Annotated in this window: 16 protein-coding genes; 10 read left to right on the forward strand and 6 right to left on the reverse strand. The window is 50.8% G+C overall.

Going from position 1 to position 19,956, the window contains the following annotated elements:
* The first annotated feature begins 87 nt into the window (after positions 1-87).
* On the forward strand, positions 88-1,482 hold the full coding sequence (locus BCM14_RS03720; RefSeq protein ID WP_106226630.1) for a carbohydrate porin: 1,395 nt from the start codon (positions 88-90) through the stop codon (positions 1,480-1,482).
* A gap of 30 nt (positions 1,483-1,512) precedes the next feature.
* Here the strand turns inward: BCM14_RS03720 and BCM14_RS03725 are convergent, their stop codons facing one another.
* Genes BCM14_RS03725 through BCM14_RS03735 form a run of 3 tightly spaced genes read right to left on the reverse strand, consistent with a single transcriptional unit; the run spans position 1,513 to position 8,348 of the window.
* Positions 1,513-2,526: a Bug family tripartite tricarboxylate transporter substrate binding protein gene (locus BCM14_RS03725; RefSeq protein ID WP_259673405.1), complete on the reverse strand. Its 1,014-nt coding sequence runs from the start codon at positions 2,524-2,526 to the stop codon at positions 1,513-1,515.
* Positions 2,527-2,559: 33 nt separating this feature from the next.
* On the reverse strand, positions 2,560-5,016 hold the full coding sequence (locus BCM14_RS03730; RefSeq protein WP_106226631.1) for a CaiB/BaiF CoA transferase family protein: 2,457 nt from the start codon (positions 5,014-5,016) through the stop codon (positions 2,560-2,562).
* Positions 5,017-5,027: 11 nt separating this feature from the next.
* The gene (locus tag BCM14_RS03735) at positions 5,028-8,348 is read right to left on the reverse strand and encodes a carboxyl transferase domain-containing protein (protein WP_106226632.1); all 3,321 of its coding nucleotides are present in this window, start codon (positions 8,346-8,348) and stop codon (positions 5,028-5,030) included.
* Between the two features lie 232 nt (positions 8,349-8,580).
* On the opposite strand from BCM14_RS03735, the gene BCM14_RS03740 reads away from it, so the two are divergent.
* The 4 genes from BCM14_RS03740 (at position 8,581) to arfB (ending at position 11,472) form a co-directional block, all read left to right on the forward strand.
* A complete protein-coding gene (locus tag BCM14_RS03740) occupies positions 8,581-8,835 on the forward strand; it encodes a hypothetical protein (RefSeq protein ID WP_106226633.1) in 255 nt (84 codons plus the stop codon).
* 197 nt (positions 8,836-9,032) lie between these two features.
* Positions 9,033-9,752 carry a Crp/Fnr family transcriptional regulator gene (locus BCM14_RS03745; protein ID WP_511019228.1) on the forward strand — a complete coding sequence of 240 codons (720 nt, stop codon included), beginning with the start codon at positions 9,033-9,035 and terminating at the stop codon, positions 9,750-9,752.
* Between the two features lie 409 nt (positions 9,753-10,161).
* Positions 10,162-11,001, forward strand: coding sequence for a class II aldolase/adducin family protein (locus BCM14_RS03755; protein ID WP_106226634.1), 840 nt, complete (start codon positions 10,162-10,164; stop codon positions 10,999-11,001).
* Positions 11,002-11,073: 72 nt separating this feature from the next.
* Positions 11,074-11,472 (forward strand): alternative ribosome rescue aminoacyl-tRNA hydrolase ArfB, encoded by a 399-nt coding sequence (gene arfB / locus BCM14_RS03760; protein ID WP_259673406.1) that lies wholly within the window; start codon positions 11,074-11,076, stop codon positions 11,470-11,472.
* 39 nt (positions 11,473-11,511) lie between these two features.
* On the opposite strand, the gene BCM14_RS03765 is transcribed toward arfB, so the two are convergent.
* Entirely contained in the window at positions 11,512-12,522 is a 1,011-nt protein-coding gene (locus BCM14_RS03765) for a catalase family peroxidase (RefSeq protein ID WP_106227030.1), read from the reverse strand.
* A gap of 133 nt (positions 12,523-12,655) precedes the next feature.
* On the opposite strand from BCM14_RS03765, the gene BCM14_RS03770 reads away from it, so the two are divergent.
* Entirely contained in the window at positions 12,656-13,330 is a 675-nt protein-coding gene (locus BCM14_RS03770) for a carboxymuconolactone decarboxylase family protein (protein WP_146129716.1), read from the forward strand.
* 26 nt (positions 13,331-13,356) lie between these two features.
* Here the strand turns inward: BCM14_RS03770 and BCM14_RS03775 are convergent, their stop codons facing one another.
* Together BCM14_RS03775 and BCM14_RS03780 are read right to left on the reverse strand one after the other, a co-directional pair.
* Positions 13,357-13,977: a 3-keto-disaccharide hydrolase gene (locus BCM14_RS03775; RefSeq protein WP_106226637.1), complete on the reverse strand. Its 621-nt coding sequence runs from the start codon at positions 13,975-13,977 to the stop codon at positions 13,357-13,359.
* Between the two features lie 75 nt (positions 13,978-14,052).
* Positions 14,053-14,856, reverse strand: coding sequence for an N-acyl homoserine lactonase family protein (locus tag BCM14_RS03780; protein WP_106226638.1), 804 nt, complete (start codon positions 14,854-14,856; stop codon positions 14,053-14,055).
* Positions 14,857-15,051: 195 nt separating this feature from the next.
* Between BCM14_RS03780 and BCM14_RS03785 the strand changes: the two genes are divergently transcribed.
* The 4 genes from BCM14_RS03785 (at position 15,052) to BCM14_RS03800 (ending at position 19,955) form a co-directional block, all read left to right on the forward strand.
* Positions 15,052-15,912 (forward strand): isocitrate lyase/PEP mutase family protein, encoded by an 861-nt coding sequence (locus BCM14_RS03785; protein WP_106227031.1) that lies wholly within the window; start codon positions 15,052-15,054, stop codon positions 15,910-15,912.
* Positions 15,913-15,945: 33 nt separating this feature from the next.
* Positions 15,946-16,332, forward strand: coding sequence for a DUF2946 domain-containing protein (locus tag BCM14_RS03790; protein ID WP_106226639.1), 387 nt, complete (start codon positions 15,946-15,948; stop codon positions 16,330-16,332).
* A 125-nt stretch (positions 16,333-16,457) separates the two neighbouring features.
* Entirely contained in the window at positions 16,458-18,653 is a 2,196-nt protein-coding gene (locus BCM14_RS03795) for a TonB-dependent receptor plug domain-containing protein (protein WP_259673407.1), read from the forward strand.
* 12 nt (positions 18,654-18,665) lie between these two features.
* The gene (locus BCM14_RS03800; RefSeq protein WP_106226641.1) at positions 18,666-19,955 is read left to right on the forward strand and encodes a sialidase family protein; all 1,290 of its coding nucleotides are present in this window, start codon (positions 18,666-18,668) and stop codon (positions 19,953-19,955) included.
* Position 19,956 lies beyond the last annotated feature (1 nt).

The following is a 19,956-nucleotide window of genomic DNA, read 5'->3' on the forward strand; positions in this document are numbered from 1 at the left end:
TAAATATAAATTAGTGGCAGCGCTTTCAAGCCGAAAACTAAACTTTGTCAAGGCGGCACAGTCTGTCGCAACTACTCTGGACTACTCATGAAGTACGCACGACAACTTGCCCTGACAGTGCTACTTAGCCTGACGATTTTTGATTCAAGCGCAGCTGAAGCGCCAACAACATCAGTTGAAAATCGCGCTGGTGCCGCAGCCCAAGAGACGACTGACAGTACCACGGACAAAACAACGCCGCTAGCAGATCAGCGCTTTAGTATCCATGGGCAGATGACGTCGTTTACTCAATCGAAGGCTGCTTTCAGCGCACCCTATTCTGGCGCTAATAGCCTACCGGCCTACACCGACAGTGCCGGGACGTTCGACGCGGGTTTATTCATCGGGATGAAGCTCTGGACAGGTGCCGAAGCCTATTTCAACCCCGAAATTGATCAGGGCTTTGGACTTGCAGGCACTTTGGGCGCTGCTGGATTTCCCAGTGGCTTGGCTTACAAAGTAGGTAGCGCCGAGCCGTATTACCGAACAACTCGCGCCTTTATTCGTCAATCGTTCAATCTGGGTGGTGAGTCCATCACACTCGAAGACCAGCCCAATCAGTTAGCCAAGACGATGACGTCCAACAACATCATCATTACGGCGGGTAAGTTTGCCGTCGTCGATATCTTTGACACCAATAGTTACGCTCACGATCCACGATTGGATTTTGCCAACTGGGCAGGTGTCGAAGCCGGTGCGTTTGACTATGCCGCCGATGCTTGGGGCTATACCTACGGTGCTGCGATTGAGTGGAATCAGGATTGGTGGTCCCTAAGAGGTGGCTTCTTCAACTTGTCAGTTGTACCGAACAGCACACAAATCGATATCGGTTTTAAGCAATATCAGTTGGTGACCGAGTTTGAAGAACGTCACGAACTTTGGGGCAAAAAGGGTAAGTTCAAGATTCTTGGCTTCGTCAATCGGGCCAATATGGGGCGCTATAGCGACGCAGTCGCACTCTCTCAGCAAACGGGTGGTTCACCTGACACAGGGCTTGTCAGACAAATGGCCTGGCGGCCTGGTGTAGCCCTTAATTTTGAACAAGAGATCACCCCCACGCTAGGGATGTTTCTCAGAGCCAGTCAAAATAGCGGTGCGCAAGAAGCTTACGAATTCACCGACATCAATCAATCAGTTAGCGGTGGCGTATCCATCAAAGGAAACAGTTGGGGACGTCCAAATGATACGCTTGGCCTCGCAGGGATAGTAAACGCCCTCTCAACTGACGCTCAGCAATATTTTGCAGCAGGCGGTCTGGGTATATTGGTTGGTGATGGGGCGTTGAACTATGGGCCCGAACGAATCCTAGAGGTTTATTACAACTTCGCAGTCACAGACTTTCTCTCATTAGCAATTGATTATCAACACATCGGCAACCCTGGGTACAACAGAGACCGTGGTCCAGTAAATATTTTTGGATTCAGGGCCCACGCTTATTTTTAATCTTGCCAGTCCAGTGTAATGGCTTCAATCTTAATCAAGCACCAGTCTCTCGCGACGGATTACCTCACCCCACTGCGGCACTTCTTTATTAATTCGTTTCTTGAAGTCGACCGGATCTAAGATTAAGGCCTCGCCATTCAGCGTCAAGGCTGACATTGCTCTGCTGTTACTGGTTATCTGCTTCGCCGACTCATAAATCTTTTGTACGATTGGTTCAGGGGTACCCGCTGGTGCTAGTAGTCCCATCCAAAACAATATTTCAAAATTATCGAAGCCTGCCTCAGCCATTGTCGGCAGATCAGGTAATTCTTTGAGCCTTTTGTTTGCTGTGACCGCCAAGGCTTTGACTTTGCCAGATTGTGCGACAGGGATTGCGCTCAGTGTGTCGAAGTTGGCATCTAATTCACCGCTAATCAAGGCCAATTGAGATTGTGAAGCGCTTTTATATGGCACGTGGGTGGTCTTAATACCCGTTGCATTGCTCAGCGACACAAACATGAGGTGCGAAATATTACCCTGACCTGCCGAACCAAAACTCAGCTTTTCAGGATGACGCCGAGAATATTCGACAAGGTCTTTAGCCGTGTTGACATCATTTAATTTTGCCCAGTCGGGATTCACCGTCAAGATGAAGGGTGCTTCAAGAATCGTGAAGACCGGCGCAAAATCGGATGCCGTGTAACTTATTTGTTTATAAAGCTGAGGATTGATCGTGATACTACTCGAGTTCGTCACCAGCAGCGTATAACCATCAGGCGTTGCACGAGCGACTTCTCCCACACCAATTGCACCGTTTGCGCCGGGCTTGTTTTCTACGACTACCGCTTGGCCGAGCGAGGTAGCTAATTGTTCTGCGATTAGGCGTGCGATCGTATCGGTGAGCGATCCCGCAGGGAAACCAACAACGATCCGAATACGCTTATCGGGCCATTTTTTTTCGCCATCTTGACTTGGCGTTTGACTATGAGCTTGTCCTTGCGAGATTGCTACAAATAGCGCGCTGATCAACATCAACAACTTCAACATTCGACTTAAAGCTTTCATTTTTTATGGCTCCTCACATATATTTTTTAACACTTATTGTTTTGGATAGGCTTCGGTCCCAATCACGCGCTCAGCTTCGAGTCTTGCGCACTCATCTGGCGATAAGCCAAGCAAGCGCTGCAACACCTCATTCGTATGTTCGCCTAAGGTTGGCGCAGGCTTATTAATTGGCATCGGTTCACCATTCAAACGAAAATAGGTAGTGCTGGAGATGTAATGACCAATGTGCTCGCGCGCAAGTTTTCGCCAAAACCCACGCGCGTTGAGATGCGGATCTTCAAGCACCTGAGTTAATGTTTGTACGGGGCCAGCAGAGATGCCAGCTTGCTGAAGCATCGTCACCACATCCTCGACAGAATGTTGCCGGCACCATGCCGCAATAGTCGTATCAAGCATGTTCTGTCTGGCTAGGCGCCCAGCACTGCTGAGCAATGCCGAGTCATGCAACCAGTCTTTTTTACCCATCAGACGGCAAAGCGAACGCCATTCGTTCTCACTGGCGATGCTGAGGACCAGCCACGTGTCTTTCGCTGAGCATGGGTAGATACCGTGAGGGGCCCGCACAGGATGGCGATTGCCCTGACGCTTGGATACTTGACCAGTCAAGGATTGCTCAAGCATGAAGGGCGCAGTCAAAGTCAGCATACCCTCTACCTGAGACATGTTGATGTGACGCCCTTTACCGGTCTCCCGTTTAACCAGCGTGCCTAACAGCATGGCGGCCGTCGCATTCAAACCACCATTGGGGTCACCATAGGCGTAGGAGGTCATAGCAGGCGGGCCGTCAGGGTGGCCGGTATACAAGGGCAAACCGCTGGCTTGTTCAAGCGTGCCACCGTAAGCACGAGTGTTACTCCAAGCGTTGCCGAGCCCAAAAGCAGGCATTGAAAGCATCAATAAATCTGGATTTGCTCGACTTAACACTCCATAATCCAGACCAAGCTTAGGTAGCACTTCGGCTGAATAGTTTTCTATTAACGCATCCGACTGTTTGATTAAATCAATGAAAAGTTGCTTGCCTTCTGACTTCGTCAGATCGATTGCCAGACCCGATTTGTTTCGATTCATCAGATTGAAGTTATTGTTTTTTTCATAGACTTTGTCGCGATAAAACTCTTGTGTATAGTTCGTACCTCGCCACCAATCTGGGTAGCTGGGACTCTCGATTTTGATGACCTCTGCTCCAAGATCTGCCAGTTTTCGCGACGCAAACGGACCTGCCCAACCCATCGACAAATCAATAACCCGCAGCCCTTCGAGTGGCAATTTTTTAGTTGCTGCCGGAAACCGATTTCGTAACAAGCTGCCTTCTGTGGTCGCCGCATTTTTGTAGTAATCAGTATCCAGTCCCAGCGTCGGGACTGAACCGCCCAGCAGTGGTCCTGGTGCCCCCAAGCGTTGTGGCAACACAGGCCCTTCTACCCTGACGTCACCGAATTTGATTGGGACAAACGCATTTCGCTCTCGATGAACGGCTTGCGCTAGTAGCTGCTCCATGGTTGGCACAATCACTGCGGGGAATTTTTCAGCTGTCAGCGATGCAACCAATTCCTGAGTCGAGCGGTTAATAAAGGCGTCTGTCAGTAGCTCATCAATTAGATCCGCATGCTGCATCCGCTCAGCTCCGGTGGCAAACCGTGGGTCATTAGCAAGATCAAGACGATCAATCGCTGTGCACAGGCCTGTCCATTGAGCCAGGGTATTAGTGAAGGTTCCGATCCAGCCATCACTGGTTTGATAAATACCAGCCGGATGCGTGATACCAAACCGGTTGACTCCGCGCCTTGGGCTATGCCGCTTATCTTGCACCATGGCGGCTTCCATCTCGACCATGCTAAAAACAGTTTCAAGTACGCTCAGCACATAGCGCCGACTGCCATCTTCACGGCCTATCCATGCCGCTAGCGCGACAGAGAAGGTTGCAAGACCCACTGCAATACCGGCCTGCAGATCGTGCGGCATATGGGGCGGCCCGTCGACCGGCCCGCTACCATGGACCGCACCCGCCATGGCACGGCAGACTGCGTCGCTACCGACATAATCACGATAAGGACCACTATCCCCAAACCAAGTGATGTCAACCTCAATTGGGCATTGAGCCAATGGACTGCTCGTGTTGTAAGACCAGATTGGTTGCTTCAGTACATCGACGCCTTGCGTCAAGGCCCGAGCGTCGATAACAATATCGCAAGTTCTGGCCAATTTCGCTAGCCATGTGTGCTCACGAGCATCTAAGACATCTGCTGCAACACTTCGCTTGTTGGTGTTCATCCACGCGAACAGAACACTTTCAGGTCCGGTCACGTCTGCATGCGTTTTCGCTAAAGGTGGCATGTGACGCCAGGGATCACCGGCGCCAGACTCGACTTTGATGACCTCAGCACCGAAATCTGCAAAAACCTTACCCGCATAAGCAAGGCCTGCGCCCTGTCCGATTTCAAGGACCCGCACCCCTTTGAGGGCTAATTGTTCAATATCAGGTTGCTCCATCAGCGACAGTCTCACCAAGCATCAACAAAAGATCGGCGCGGCAGGTTTGCTCGATAAGCGCTGGCGGCCATACCAGTTGAGACCCATCGTCGCGTGTCAGCCGGGTCAATGACCGCGTCGATTTCGACGTGACTCGCCACGTTCAATGCATGACCCCGTTCATACATCTGGGCGACTAGCTTGTCATAGAGTGCTTGACGCTCGGCGCCATCGGCAACCGCATCTAGCTCCTTCTTGAAACCGAGTCTGACAGCGCCTTCTAGACCCATGGGGCCAAATTCACCCGTAGGCCAGGAGATTTTGAAGTCAGCACTGCGAAACCCGCCACCAGCCATGGCCATAGCACCGAGCCCATAAGCTTTGCGCAAGGTCACGGCCAACAAGGGGACGCGCAACTTTGCTGCAGTGAGAAACATCCGCGAAACGTGGCGAACCTGCGCCTTAGCTTCAACTTCAGGCCCGACCATGAAGCCAGGGGTATCGATCAATGAGACGATGGGTAAGCCATGTGCGTCACAAAGCTGCATGAATCGTGCTGCCTTATCCCCCGCATCTGCATCAATAGCGCCACCCAAATGCTTGGGATTATTTGCGAGAATACCAACGGGTTTTCCTTCAATCCTAGCTAGCGCGGTATGAATGCCTATCCCGAATCCTCCTCTTAGTTCGAGAACGGTACCAACATCTGCAATACCTTCGATTGCCCGGCGAGCGTCGTAGGCGTGCAGGCGATTTTCCGGTACGACATTCCTGAGTATCCGAGCATCTGGCGCTTGCCATTGCTCAATCGATCCTTGAAACATCGACAAGTAGTGTTTTGCCGCAAGCACCGCTTGGGCCTCGTTATCGACAAGCAGATCGATCACGCCATTTGCGAACTGCACGCTGGCTGGACCAACTTCTTCAGGACGAAAAACACCGAGACCACCGCCCTCGATCATCGCAGGTCCTGCCATACCGATGTTGGCAGACTGATCCGCGATGATCACATCACAACAACCCAAGAAGGCTGCGTTACCCGCAAAACATCTACCCGATACGATACCGACGACAGGAACCTCACCGCTCAGCTCGGCAAACGCGGCAAATGACGGTTGATGCAGTCCAGAGATAGAGGGTATATCGACCTCACCAGGTCGTCCACCCCCGCCTTCTGCAAATAAAACAAACGGATATTTGTTGCGCATGGCGACTTCGACCAGTCGGTCAGTCTTAACGTGATTGCGTTTGCCTTGAGTGCCAGCTAACACCGTAGCATCGTATGCCATCACAGCGGCGGTGGCATGCCCTTTACCGACCAAGTTGCCATTGATCTCGCCTACGCCCGTCAACAATCCATCGGCAGGTGTATTCGCGATGAGATCTTCTCTGGTCCTTCTTGTCGCTTGCGCAGCAAACGCAAGACCACCGTACTCGCTAAATGTGCCCTCATCGCATAGATCAGCAACATTTTCTCGAGCAGTTCGTTGCCCCCTTGAGCGCCGACGAGCCACTGCATCTGGACGATTTTCATCCAGCAAAAAGGCATGGCGATCAATCACCCGCTGCAGATCACCGCGTATGTGGTTTAAATCCAGAGTCGTCATCACCGCGCGAGACTGTGCCGTCTGACCAACACCTGTGGTCTCGAGAAGGATCAAGATTCGACCCTGTTGGACGATCTCACCTGTCTGAACTCGGACGTCGCTCACTATGCCAGCCGATTCGGCGACAATGAGGTGCTGCATTTTCATCGACTCAATCACCGCCACAGTTTGTCCCGCCGAAATCACGGTACCCGGTGTCACAACAAGCTCAACCAATAGGCCAGGTGTGATCGCACGAATCGCTAAAAGCGACGGGTCTTCTAATTCTTCTTGTTCAGTTTGAGGGTTGGCAACCAGGCGTACAGGTGACCGCTGTCGGATTGAGTGTGATTTTTTACTTGATTGTTCTTCGATAAAGGTCTTTCTGGCTACCAACTGCCCTAGCTGTTCATCCCAATAACGGGTGTGAATCTGCTGACTCGTAAAGTCATCGCTGTCAACCACCGCTCTTAGCAAAGAAAGATTGGTCTGCAACCCATCAATCTCAAATTCTGCCATGGCGCGACTCAAGCGCCTTGCGGCATCAGAAAAACGAGGACTTGCGCTCGTCACAACCAGTTTGGCCAACAGGGTATCGTAATGGGGCGACGGTGTATAGCCAGTGTAGCCATGTGTATCGACACGCACACCGATACCACTTGGGGGTTGAAACGCCAACAGACGGCCGTGTGAGGGATAAGCAAGCCCATTGGCGTCCGTGCTCTCGTTATTGATGCGGACTTGAATCGCAAAACCTTTTGCAACGGGAGGCTCAGCTGGATTCAGCCCCAACTGCAATAGTGTCTTGCCTCGTGCAACTTCCAACTGTATTGCGACAAGGTCTAAACCCGTCACCTGTTCGGTCACAGTGTGTTCGACTTGCAAGCGAGGATTAGTTTCGATAAAAAAGAAGCCAGATTGCTTACCTGCGGAGTCTTCTTCCACCAAAAATTCAAAGGTAGCCAGGCTGCGATAGTTGACTGCCCTTGCCATGATGAGAGCCGCCTCAATCATTCCGTCTCTTAAAGATGACGAGAGAGTTGGGCTAGGGGCTATTTCAATAAGTTTTTGAAAGCGGCGCTGCACGGTGCAATCACGCTCGCCCAGCGCAATAACAGAGCTGCCATCACCCACGACTTGAACTTCAATATGACGAGCACGCACGAGCAGTCGCTCTGCATAAACGGCAGCCAATCCGAACGCAGATAGCGCCTCAGCCTTGCACCGTTCGTAAGCTTGTTCGATCTCTTCGCGTTTTGTCACCACGCGCATACCTCTGCCACCACCACCGCCTAAGGCTTTGATCACAATACCGGCTGAGCCTTGTTGATCGAAAAATTCGGTCACTTCTTTAAATGACGCGTCCCCCCGTGTTGATGGTAACGTCGGCACGCCAGAGGCCTTAGCCAGCTCGATTGCTTGGGCTTTGCCGCCAAACCGTTTGAGCTGTGCTGGCGTCGGACCAATAAATACAATACCTGCACGGGCGCAAGCAGTGGCGAAATCATCCCTCTCACTCAGAAACCCGTAGCCAGGATGGATGGCATCCGCACCAGTTTGTTGAGCTAGGTTCACCATGGCATCAATATCCAGGTAGGCTGATGCGCCTTTGCCCTTCAAAGCAATCGCTTGATCGGCCATGTCAACGTGCAAGCTTTGATCGTCGTCTTCCGCGTAAACAGCAACTGTTTGCATCCCTAAGTCTGCGACAGCGCGAATGACGCGCACGGCAATCTCGCCCCGATTGGCAATTAAAACTTTTCTCAAGATTTGTCCCTTGGCTTTATTTTTATTTATGTATGCCGACTACTATAGCTTTTTTGAAGAGTAGTTCAAGCAGCTTTAACATCGCATGCGCTTGATCCTGTCTTGGTGCCTTATTTTTTGCTCTGTACGCTAGCAGACTTACAAAGATGTTCTGCCACTCTATAGTGACTTGTAGGCCATTCTTGGCTCACGTGAACAGGGATCTCTCTGTTCATACTCTCAGGAGAAACACATGACTGTCGACCAAAAATCAACCACTACGGGCACTGCAACTGCACAACAGAATCATCTTAAAGCGGCTGAATGTTGCAATTCTGCTGCTGTGGCACATACCGAAGCAGCAAAACACAGCGCCTCAGGTGATGTAAAATCTGCAGGCTATCACGCAGCTGTTGCACAAGGTCATACCCTGAATGCAGCAGAGCACAGTGAAGCCGCTTGCAAAAAAGTTGCAACCGCAGCCACACCAGCGCCGGCAATGAAATAACTTAATTTCATAGGCCATTCGCATGATGCATCTTTGTATAAAGATGCCACCATTCGACGCGTTAATCTTTAACCCATCTGCAGATGGGTTTTTTAATGACTTTCTCGGGCTTATGTGCGCTGGCGCACATAATTGATGAGACTCTGCAAATATATTAGGTCTGTGCAAACCGGATCAACAACAAGAAAGGAACTTGCATGGAAACCAAAACACTTAAAAAACGCAACCATATTTTTGAAGCGATGCCCACTAATGAATGGGAGCGACTTCTTCCCTTTATCGAAACTATTGAGTTGCCCTTGGGTAAAGTGCTGTACGAGCCTGGTACAAAAATGAGCCATGTCATTTTCCCAACTTCGGCGATCGTATCTCTGCTTTACGCGCTAGAAAATGGCTCATCAGCAGAAATAGCTGTAGTCGGAAACGAGGGGGTTGTTGGGATATCTATCTTTATGGGGGGCGAGTCAACATCAAGCAGAGCAGTGGTGCAAAGCGCGGGGGTGGGTTACAAAATTAAATCCAGTATGTTAATGGACGAGTTCAATAGAGGAGGGCCAATCATGCATCTACTATTGCGTTACACCCAAGCCTTGATCACTCAGATGTCGCAAACGGCCGTCTGTAATCGACATCACTCACTCGATCAACAATTATGTCGCTGGCTACTGCTAAGTGCCGATCGGCTTACCGGCAATGAACTAATCATGACTCAAGAGCTGATCGCGAACATGCTGGGTGTACGCCGAGAAGGCGTCACAGAAGCTGCCTTAAAAATTCAGAAAGCTGGTCTGATTCAATACGCCCGAGGCCACATCACTATTCTCGATCGACATGGCCTTGAGCGTCGTACTTGCGAGTGTTATCAGGTGGTTAAAACGGAATACGACCGATTACTTCCTGACAAAATAGCCGTTTGATTTGCCGGGTCAAGGCGACACCATCGCTTCGAGAGGACTGAGTACCGCCTTTGCCTTCGCTATATCTGCTGCGTCGCCGTGGATCAGCAGCACGTACTCCAGGTATGAAAAACATGGCTGGTGCGATCAATAAGCCCCAGATTCCTCCCCAAAACGCACCCACTTTGCCCCAAGTTTTGATTTTGTCTCCCGAAGTGTGTATTGAATATATACGTGGGGGATCTTTCGCCTGCCATGATGAATCCTTTGGATGTAACTGGTCTTGGTGTGAGGGATTTAGTATCAATCGGAGCGATAGACTCGTCTGTACGAAAGCACACATTCACGTTAAATGATTGTGCTGGGATCGAATTATCTTTAACATTTCGTCAATCATTGCCTAACTAGAACCTTTTAAGGGAGACAAACCATGAATGCCGTGACAGATAAAGCACCAGAGTTAAATCTGGGCTCAAGAGAGTCAATCTATCAACCTGAGCAGGCGGGATTGATTTTCCCCGTCAAACCTAAGTTCGCATCCTATGCAGAAGAGCGTCAGTACCTGAAAGAGAGACTAGTCGGTGCCTGTCGAGCGTTTTATCTTGAGGGATTTGATTACGGTTTTGCCGGTCATTTAACTGTGCGAGATCCAGAGCATCCCCATCTTTACTGGACGAACCCGATGGCAGTGCACTTCTCCAAGGTGAAAGTCTCGAACTTGATTTTGGCCGACCATGATGGTCGCGTTGTGGAAGGCAAATATGCCATCAATCGTGCTGGCTTCGTTTTGCATGCCGCTGTGCATGAAATGCATCCTGACATCGTAGCGATGTGTCACGCTCATACTGTCTACGGGACCGCATTTGCCTCCTTGGGTAAAAAGCTTGATCCAATCAGTCAGGATGCTGCTGCATTTTACGAAGACCACGCGGTCATCGGCGCGGAGGCTGGGCAGGTCGCTGTTGAAGTCAAAGCGGGTGGAAGCGTCGCAGCCCAGTTCAAAGGGGTCAAGGCAGCCATCCACCGCAATCATGGTTTGTTGACAGCGAGCCGCCACAGTATTGAGGCAGCAGCTTTTTGGTTTATCGCACTTGAACGATGCTGCAAGCAACAGTTAATGATCGAGGCGACAGGACAAAAACCGATGCTGGTGCCCCATGATAAAGCGGTCTACAGCAGGGAACACGTCGGTAGCGAGTACATTGGCTGGCTGCACTTTCAAACGATCTGGACACAGCTCGTTGAGGATCAACCGGATATGTTTGATTAAGGCTCTACAATTTGCGCAGTAGCAGCAAGCGTGAAGTAATAGCTGCGAGGCGACACCTATATACTCACGAGCATGCTGCTTATCATTGCCGATTCAGAAATAGAGCTAACCGCTATGCGCGCTCAGGGCGCAGGCGGGCAAAACGTCAATAAAGTATCGAGCGCGATTCATCTGAGGTTTTATATACCTACTTCGTCTCTGCCAGCAGATGTAAAAGTTCGCTTGCTCGCAGTCAAAGATCATCGCATCACGCGCGACGGCGCAATTGTGATTAAAGCTCAGAATCATCGCAGTCAAGAACTTAACCGAAGCGAAGCGATTGACCGGCTGCACGAATTGGTCAATCGCGTTGCTCAGCCACCCAAGCATCGCTTCGCAACCAAACCGACTTACAGTTCCAAACAAAAACGGCTGGCGGGCAAACGCAAACAGTCAGAGATCAAAGCGCTGAGGGGCCGATCGATTGACTGATCTGCAAACGATCAGTTTGAAATTGACTCCCCTCTTAACCTATTGATTGGTCAGTCTTCTCGCAAAAGAAGACGCGTACGCTGCGGAGCGAAAGTTCAAGACTGGATCTGCCGTTGGGGCTACGCCATCGCTCATGACAAGCGGGTCAAAATTGATCTTCTCGCAATCAGCACCCTTCTGCGCGTAGGCTTTGGTAATTGTTAAGACACCTGCCTTCATGATTTTGCGATCTTTGGGCCAGTAAACAGTTGGATTGAGTTCTTCGTCACCTGCCAGCCCAATCGTCAGCATCATGTCCCATTTGACCGGCCCGGTTGCCGTGCGCGCCATCAAATCCTCATCCAGGAACCGTGGTGGCTTCGAGGTCATCTCTGCGTCTGTCAGCAAAGCCACACCGGCTTGAGGGACGAATTGCCATTTCACTAAGGTGATCTGATTTTTTTGATTGGTAAATTTAAACGTATGGATGCCGAAATAATCGCTGGTCGCGTAGCTGGCAGGGGGATTGTGCGCCGCCATATATTCACCGAGTGGTGCCACATCAGGATGGCCTGCCCTAAACGCTTTGATCTTCTCAGGATCCGGCTTACCAGTCGCCGCGTCAGGGGTCGCTGCAAGGACTGCTTCATAAAAAGTAGCGGGTGTCGCCGCACCGAATACTGGAACGTTTAACATCGTAAAGTGGTGAATTTTGTTCTCAGGCAATCTGAATTCAAGCGCCATGCCCCGAGGGCTTTTTGCCGTATCGGGAGCTTTTGGATTGCCACCAGCCAAGGACATACGCCCCACGGTCGGGATGGAATCGCCTGAGAATAAAGGCGATTTCGAATAGGCTTGCGCATCTTTATTGCCGACGAAGCTTCCTGAAACACAGACGCCAACGATGTGATTGCGACGTTCGCCCACTGTCACACCGTTTTGCTTTTCAAGGGCATTGACAACTTGCTCGCCAGAAGGCGCTTGTTGAGCCCATGCATTAAAACAGGCGCAAAGGCCAAGGCCCAGTGCTGTCAATTGCAAGGTGCGTAGAGAGCGGTTCGCTGTGATCATTTTAGGTCTCATTCTTAAAATAGACCTAAACAATACTCCTTTTACGCGAGCGCAGCAGTCATTTCTATCTGTATTCAGATGCCCGTATTGATGCGACAATCAGTACAAATAAAACTATTTGGAGACAGTCATCATGAAACTTCGTACGACCACCACAATCGCTGGCTTGCTAACTGCCGTGGCACTGGGCTCACCTCTTCACGCAGAAGAACGCTTCGCCCGCATCCCCGTCGATAAAATGACGCCAGATCAAAAGAAATATTTTGATAACGTGATGGCAGGCCCCACTGCGGCGACTGGCAGTGCTGCCGTGCAAGCAGGCGCAACCAGCATGGGGGCGCCCTTCAATGTTTATTTACGTAGCCCTAAGCTTGCAGAGGCCTTGCGCCAAACGAGCGAGTACTTGCGGTTTAATACCTCTTTACCTGCTCGCCTAAACGAATTTGCCATTATTATCGTCGGCCAGCATTGGCAAGCGCAATATGAATGGTATGCCCACACCCGTTTAGCCATCAAAGCTGGTTTGGATCCAAAGATTCCAGAACAACTTGCCAAAGGCCAGCGCCCCACAGGAATGCGCAAAGAGGAAACGGCTATCTACAATTTCAGCCGTGAACTACTTGATACCCACCAAGTCAGTGATGAAAACTACGCTGCCGTCAAAGATCTTTTTGGCGAACAAGGCGTCGTCGATTTAATCGCAGTCAGTGGCTATTACGTGATGGTTTCGATGACTTTGAACGTTAACCGCACGCCGCTACCCGCTGGTGCGGAGCCGGCTTTCCCGAACCCCGCAGCCAAAAAATAACGAGCGCTCAGTCAGAGATCTCTGACTTACTTAAGCGGTCTGATCCAAACGTTCTTAAAGCGGACGTAACCGTCGAATTGCAGAGCCAAGGGGCCGCCTGCGAGCAACTTGCTGTTCTGCACATCGGCGGTCTTGAGCCCATTGACTGTGAATACTAAATGAGAGCCGTCAGCCAGAATATTAAGCGTGTTCCACTTGCCTGCTGATTTGGGAAAGTCAGTTACTTTTGAGACGTTGACAATCGCACCTGTTGCATAGGTAGGATCTGGTCGGACATCCCAAACATTGAACTCGTAACAAGCATCTGCCCCCACTTTGGCCGGGTCAGTACAACGAATCATGATGCCCGAGTTAGCGACACTGTCGACGTAAACCTCAGCTGAGAGCTCAAAGTTCTGAAAAGGCTTTTTAGTCAACAGATAGCCAGTACCAACTTCAGCTTTGGCCATGCCATTTTCCAGGCGGATAGGAGCAGTACCGATAGGCACAAATGCATTGAGATTGGTGCCATCGATCAAGGGAAGCCAACCCGATCCCGCTGGGGGAGCAACTGCCACAGGCGTTTGTTCAAACCCCGCACAACCTGACAGCATAACGATTGCTGCGCTCGACGCGCAGGCGAGTGCAAACTTTAACGACTTGCTCATTTTTGTCTCCCTGGTGATCAAAATCAGTGATTGATCTGTTTTTTTGATTAACGAATTGCTAATACTAGCGCTAGACTACTCTGAGATGGGTTGAACATCAAGAGTCACCACAATGTCCTGCAACGCTGGGGTCACTGCCGGATAACGTTTTAGTACCAGCGGATCATGTCCAGGAATAATATGCTTGGGTGAATCTGCAAGTTCGTACAGTTTTGAATAGCCTTCAACCGCCTGACCAACATTAAACATCGTCGTGTAGGCACGCTTTTTCTCAAAATGCTCGTAATAGTGGCTTGTATCAGAGGCCAGCACCACCCAACCTCGTTTGGTATGCACACGAACGCACTGAATGCCGTGGGTGTGGCCACCAATATGATGCACCGTGACCCCGGGTGCGAGCTCGGCTTCGCCTTGGTAGAAAGTGACCCTGTCCTTATAAACTAGTTTGACCATACCAACGACCTCTTCAACTTCGTAGCCGTGATTGAATTGCTTGTGCCTCATGTGACGGCCCGTGGCATAGCTCATCTCATCATCTTGTAAATGAAACTGTGCAATGGGAAAACTGTCGAAGGTTCCGACGTGGTCATAGTGAAGATGGGTGATGATCACGTCTTTCACCAGCTTAACGTCAACCCCCATCAAAGCAAGACCCTCGGCTGGTGTGCGCAGAAGAGTTCGACCACGTTTGACAGCCATCTCAGCCCCGAAGCCTGTATCGACGACAAAGAGGCGATGCGCGTCCCTGATTAGCCAGACAAAGTAATCCATGGGCTGAGGGGTATCGTGCGAGTCACCGCCAATAAAGTGATTGGGGCGGCGTGCCTCCCTGGTTGCATAGCGGATTGCGTAGACCTCATATTCAGGTAGCGTATTCATGGCGCCTTCTTACCTTAAGTTTCGTTGCTTGGTTTCGTTGCTTTAATCGCATATGGCTTAGCTGCGTTTTGTCTTCAGGCCCAAACCATCGCATAATATTGTGATGTCATGCTAGCCATGCAACAACCAGCGGTCAATTCACCACACACCGCCTTCAGTCAAAGGGATACTAAATTGAATTTGCTCAAAACCGCCATGAAAGACCGCTTAAAGCAAGAACAGATCTTGTTAGCACCCGGCATTTATGATGCGCTCTCAGGTCTGATTGCCGAGCAAAGCGGTTTTGAAGCGGTCTATTTATCTGGCGCGTCAATCGCTTACACGCTTCTGGGAAGGTCTGACGTCGGGCTCACGACGTTTACCGAAGTCAATGAAAGGCTCGCTCAAATCAGCGACCGTATCAATATCCCTATCATCATTGACGCTGACACCGGATTTGGCAATGCACTGAACACCGAGCGCACCGTGCGCGGCTTCGAGCGCAGTGGTGCAACGATCATTCAACTGGAGGATCAGAGCTTCCCCAAACGTTGCGGGCATCTCGACGGAAAGACCGTCGTCGCGACGACTGAAATGGTCGGCAAAATCAAAGCAGCGGTGGACTCGCGCAAAAATGAGACGACACTCATTATGGCCAGAACCGACGCCGTGGCAGTAGAGGGCTTCGAGCCCGCGCTTGAGCGGGCCGAAGCCTATTTAGCTTCTGGCGCCGATGTGTTGTTTATCGAAGCCGTTCGCTCAGATGAGCAGATGCGTTTAGTCAATGAAAGATTCAAAGGCCGCGCGCCTTTGTTAGCGAATATGGTTGAAGGCGGAAAAACCCCCGTCAAACCCGTCGCTGAATTGCAAGCGTTGGGCTATTCGATCGCTATCTTTCCCGGTGGCGCAGCCCGCACCGTTGCCCACACACTTCAAGGCTATTTTGCCAGCTTAAAAGCAACGGGCAGCACCGCAGCTTATCAGGACAAGATGCAAACGTTTGACGGGCTCAATGCGCTGATTGGGACACCCGAACTTCTCGCTCGCGGCAAACATTATGAGGGCGGCAGCAAATAAATCTTAGTCAGATCAAATGCTAAGATCCTCCCCATGCTGAGAAAAAGTAAATCCTCTTCGATCTGTGTCTGGCTCACCACGCTTGCCGTGATGTGGTCGGCACTGGTGCCTGCCTTGGCGCAAGCCAATCGCCAAGCTGACAGTTTTTTAGGGTCGGTTTGCACATCAGCTGGACTGAAATGGGTAGACACGACTAAAACTGGCGACGATAACGATGCCGGGCAACTCTCATCATCCACCCATTCTGAACGATGCATCTGGTGTAGCGCGCAACCTGCAGAGATGGATCCAAGCCCGTCGGTTGCGCCGGTCTTAGCGGCATCGTTCGTTACGGTTCAAACCCACCCAACTGCACTGCCTAAAGCCCACCTAATCCCCTGGGCCATTGCTCCGCCGAGAGCCCCGCCCAGCGTCGTGTAAAGCGACCTGCAGCGAATCGATCCTCACTTTTCCCTGCAAGTCTGATCCCCATCACGATTGCGCCCGAGCTCTGCCTTGCGGTGATCGTGCTAGCAAATGGTCAATCAACTTATATGGGTTTTCTCATGAAATTTCAAATTTTATTGCGCCTGAGCGCATTCACTGTTGCGCTCAGCTACTGTTTTTCTGTGTGTGCACAGCAAGCTAGTACGGAACCAACGACCATCGAGATGATCACTGTGACCGCGGGCCGTGGCACTGATCTGGCCGATATGCCTGCCAGCACCACTGTGCTGGATCGCCCAGAAGTACAAAACATGCCGCAAGCGACCGTCGATCAAATCGTCAACAAAATCCCCGGCATATACATCAATCCCAGCCTCTCGACTGCACTTCACCCGACAGGCAGCACTTTCAACATCAGGGGGTTTGGCACAAGCACCAACGTCAACACGCTGGTGATGCTTGACGGTATCCCTTTAAACGATCCGTTTTTCAGAACCATCAACTGGGCGCAAATCCCCAAAAATTCGATCAATAGTATCGAGGTCATTCGCGGGGGGGGTGCCACCAGCCTATGGGGAAATCTCGCCATGGGCGGCGTGGTGAACGTCGTCACGCGCGCGCCTCAAGAAGACAAGCTTAGCGTGTATGCAGACTACGGCAGTTACAACACGGTCAACACCGGAATCTCGGGTCAGTTATTCAAAACTGACAAAATGTCGATGGGTTTGAGTTTTGACTATGCTCGCAGCGACGGCTATAACGCCACCCCTGCTGATTACCGAAACCCGAATATGACCGCAACGGGCGCTCAGGTATACAACGGCTTGTTATCCACTCACTTCACCCCAGACGCTGACTCCACCTATTATTTGAAATTCAAATTTAATCAAACGCAAGAAACGACAGCCACCTGGAACGTCGCGGGCAACAACTGGAACACTTACATGCTTTCAGCAGGTGGCTCAACCCGGTTTACAGACAACAGTAGCGTCAATATCAACTCATGGGCAAGCTGGAGCCAAATGCAGACCACCAATGCTGGGCAAACCCCGACCTTCAGCATTTTGAACCCTACCATTAGCACACCTTATGTCAGTCAGAATGAACTGGATAGTTATCAAAGCTTTGGTGGCTCAGTGTTTTATCAAAGGGATTTTGGTCAATTCAAGGATGTAAAGTTTGGGATGGATGCCCGACTCATTACTTCTAACGACAATATTGGCCAGTTTGGCTCGACTGGTGCGATGAGCGCTAATCTGATCAATAACGGAGAAAACACCTTTCAAGGTTTGTTCGTATCGGGTACTTACAAGTTTGAGCACATACCACTTGATGTGACGTTTGGTTTGCGTGAGGATTTCTATCAAATCGCCAATGCCAGTTTATCGGGAAATGTTTACTCCGCAACGGGTGTTGCTAGTCCAATCAGCTCTAACTTGAATAACAACAGCTACAACAGCTTCGACCCTAGCCTGGGCCTGAAGTTATATGCCAACGACAACCTGGATCTGCGTGCGGGGATTTATCGCAACTTTGCCGCGCCTGGCATGAACCAACTCTATCGCACTTATTTGAGTGGTTCATCCATCACGATCGCCAACCCAGCGTTGACACCGCAAACAAACTTTGGGCAAGAAATCGGCTTTGATTTGCACACCAAACAACAGGACGCGAAGCTAGCGTTCACTGTATTTAATAATAATTTGAGTAATTTTCTTGATCTGGCCACGAACTGTTCGTCAATCGCAACGTGCAACCCTGTGATCTCGGGAACAGGGCTTGCGTCCGGCAGTATTTCAAGTGTTAAGCAGTATGTAAATGCCGGTAGCGCCACCCTTCGAGGATACGAGATCATCGGTGAAGCTGAGGTCGCAAGAAACCTGAAAATCAGCTTGGGCTTTACGCAGACTTGGGCTTTTTTAACAAACTCGGATTACGGCAGTGGTACTGCGCCATCAGACCCCACCAATGCGCAGCTAGGGCAAGTACCGCCTTGGACGCTGAACGCAGGTGCACAATGGCAGGCAACACACGACTTGATGCTTAATGCGCACCTGCAGTCCTTTCCTTCCTATTGGCAAAACACGGGTCACACGCAACTGAATGACGGTGCAACACTGGTTGATATTGGCTTCAGATACCAGTGGGATAAAACTGTTCAGGTTTATGGTGGTGTCCAAAACGTTTTTAACGTTCAGTATCTGGCACAGGGTCTGGGCGTGACGACATTTGAGGGCAACACACTTAATACAGGCACGGTGCCAACTGTCGGGATGCCTCGTTGGTTTACCTTGGGCATGCGGGCGACATTCTAGGAAGCCAATCTTATGAAACTATCGGTTCGTTTTCAATCTTCGTTAATCACCTTCGCAATAGCTTCTTTGCTGCTGCTTGCATGGCAGGAAAGCAGTCTCGCGCAAAGTGAACGAACCGGTCAACATGATTCGCATCACGCTCACGGTGCAGCGTCACCGCAGATGACACCCCTGACAACGCCCAAAGGGCCTTGCCAAGATCAAACCCTTAACTGTGCAAGAGCAGCCACGCCTGCGTTCGCACCCGATGGGTCTTTATGGTTGGTGTGGTCTGGTGGTGGGGTGGTTTCAGCGAGCAAATCGACTGACTTTGGCAAATCATTTGCACCGGCAATTGAAATCGCAAAACACGAGACGTTTCTTGATACGGGCCCCGATGCCAGACCCAGTCTCGTGATTGATAAGGATTACAACATTGCAATTGCCTATGCATTCTTTAAAGATAAACAATGGAATGCTCAGGCCAATATCACCACATCCACCGATCAGGGCAAGACTTTTGCCCCAGCGCACGCGATCGTGAACGATCCTGCCAGCCAGCGTTTCCCTAGCCTCACACTAACGCCTGAAGGCAAATTGTTTGCGACCTGGATTGATAAACGGCTGGTGACGGCAGCAAAAAAACAGGGTAAACCAGCTGAAGGGGGATCCATTGCTTATGCCTGGTCCAACAATATGGGCGGAACCTTTGATCCTGAACAAATATCGGAGCCTTCAAGTTGCGAATGTTGTCGCATTGCTGTGGGATTAAACAAAACCAACCTGCCGGTGCTGGTGTACCGGGCGAACTTCAACGGGACGACACGTGATCATGCATCTCAGCTATTTGACGCCCCGAATAAGCCTGGCACATCCAGACACATCGCGGATGACAACTGGGTAACGAATAGTTGTCCCCATCACGGCCCTGCAGTGGCGGTCTCAGGTCAGGGGACGCTGCATACGGCCTGGTTCACGCAAGGGTCAACGCGCTCGGGCACCTTCTACGCCCGCTCGACTGACGATGGACGACATTACTCTAACCCAATACAACTTGGCAGTAACGATAGCTTGAGCGGCAGACCTTACCTGTTAGCAGCCGGTCGGTCGGTCTGGCTGGTGTGGAAAAACTTCGATGGCAAACAAGCATCCATTTGGCTACAAACATCAGCGGATGACGGTATTAGCTGGACAGCACCCAGACAGATCGCTCAGTCGGCAGGCTACACAGATCACCCCTTACTGGTCACGCATGACCAGCACGTCTATTTATCCTGGTTGACTGCAGCCAAGGGCTATCAATTACAACAGATCGAGAATTAAC

The organism is Jezberella montanilacus (assembly GCF_003003055.1).
In the GTDB taxonomy this organism is placed as follows: Bacteria; Pseudomonadota; Gammaproteobacteria; order Burkholderiales; family Burkholderiaceae_B; genus Zwartia; species Zwartia montanilacus.

Bases quoted from the DNA above. Each gene is read 5' to 3' on its own strand.
- BCM14_RS03720 (WP_106226630.1), top strand. From the start codon at position 88: ATGAAGTACGCACGACAACTTGCCCTGACAGTGCTACTTAGCCTGACG.
- BCM14_RS03725 (WP_259673405.1), bottom strand. From the start codon at position 2,526: ATGAAAGCTTTAAGTCGAATGTTGAAGTTGTTGATGTTGATCAGCGCG.
- BCM14_RS03730 (WP_106226631.1), bottom strand. From the start codon at position 5,016: ATGGAGCAACCTGATATTGAACAATTAGCCCTCAAAGGGGTGCGGGTC.
- BCM14_RS03740 (WP_106226633.1), top strand. From the start codon at position 8,581: ATGACTGTCGACCAAAAATCAACCACTACGGGCACTGCAACTGCACAA.
- BCM14_RS03745 (WP_511019228.1), top strand. From the start codon at position 9,033: ATGGAAACCAAAACACTTAAAAAACGCAACCATATTTTTGAAGCGATG.
- BCM14_RS03755 (WP_106226634.1), top strand. From the start codon at position 10,162: ATGAATGCCGTGACAGATAAAGCACCAGAGTTAAATCTGGGCTCAAGA.
- arfB (WP_259673406.1), top strand. From the start codon at position 11,074: ATGCTGCTTATCATTGCCGATTCAGAAATAGAGCTAACCGCTATGCGC.
- BCM14_RS03765 (WP_106227030.1), bottom strand. From the start codon at position 12,522: ATGATCACAGCGAACCGCTCTCTACGCACCTTGCAATTGACAGCACTG.
- BCM14_RS03770 (WP_146129716.1), top strand. From the start codon at position 12,656: ATGAAACTTCGTACGACCACCACAATCGCTGGCTTGCTAACTGCCGTG.
- BCM14_RS03775 (WP_106226637.1), bottom strand. From the start codon at position 13,977: ATGAGCAAGTCGTTAAAGTTTGCACTCGCCTGCGCGTCGAGCGCAGCA.
- BCM14_RS03780 (WP_106226638.1), bottom strand. From the start codon at position 14,856: ATGAATACGCTACCTGAATATGAGGTCTACGCAATCCGCTATGCAACC.
- BCM14_RS03785 (WP_106227031.1), top strand. From the start codon at position 15,052: ATGAAAGACCGCTTAAAGCAAGAACAGATCTTGTTAGCACCCGGCATT.
- BCM14_RS03790 (WP_106226639.1), top strand. From the start codon at position 15,946: ATGCTGAGAAAAAGTAAATCCTCTTCGATCTGTGTCTGGCTCACCACG.
- BCM14_RS03795 (WP_259673407.1), top strand. From the start codon at position 16,458: ATGAAATTTCAAATTTTATTGCGCCTGAGCGCATTCACTGTTGCGCTC.
- BCM14_RS03800 (WP_106226641.1), top strand. From the start codon at position 18,666: ATGAAACTATCGGTTCGTTTTCAATCTTCGTTAATCACCTTCGCAATA.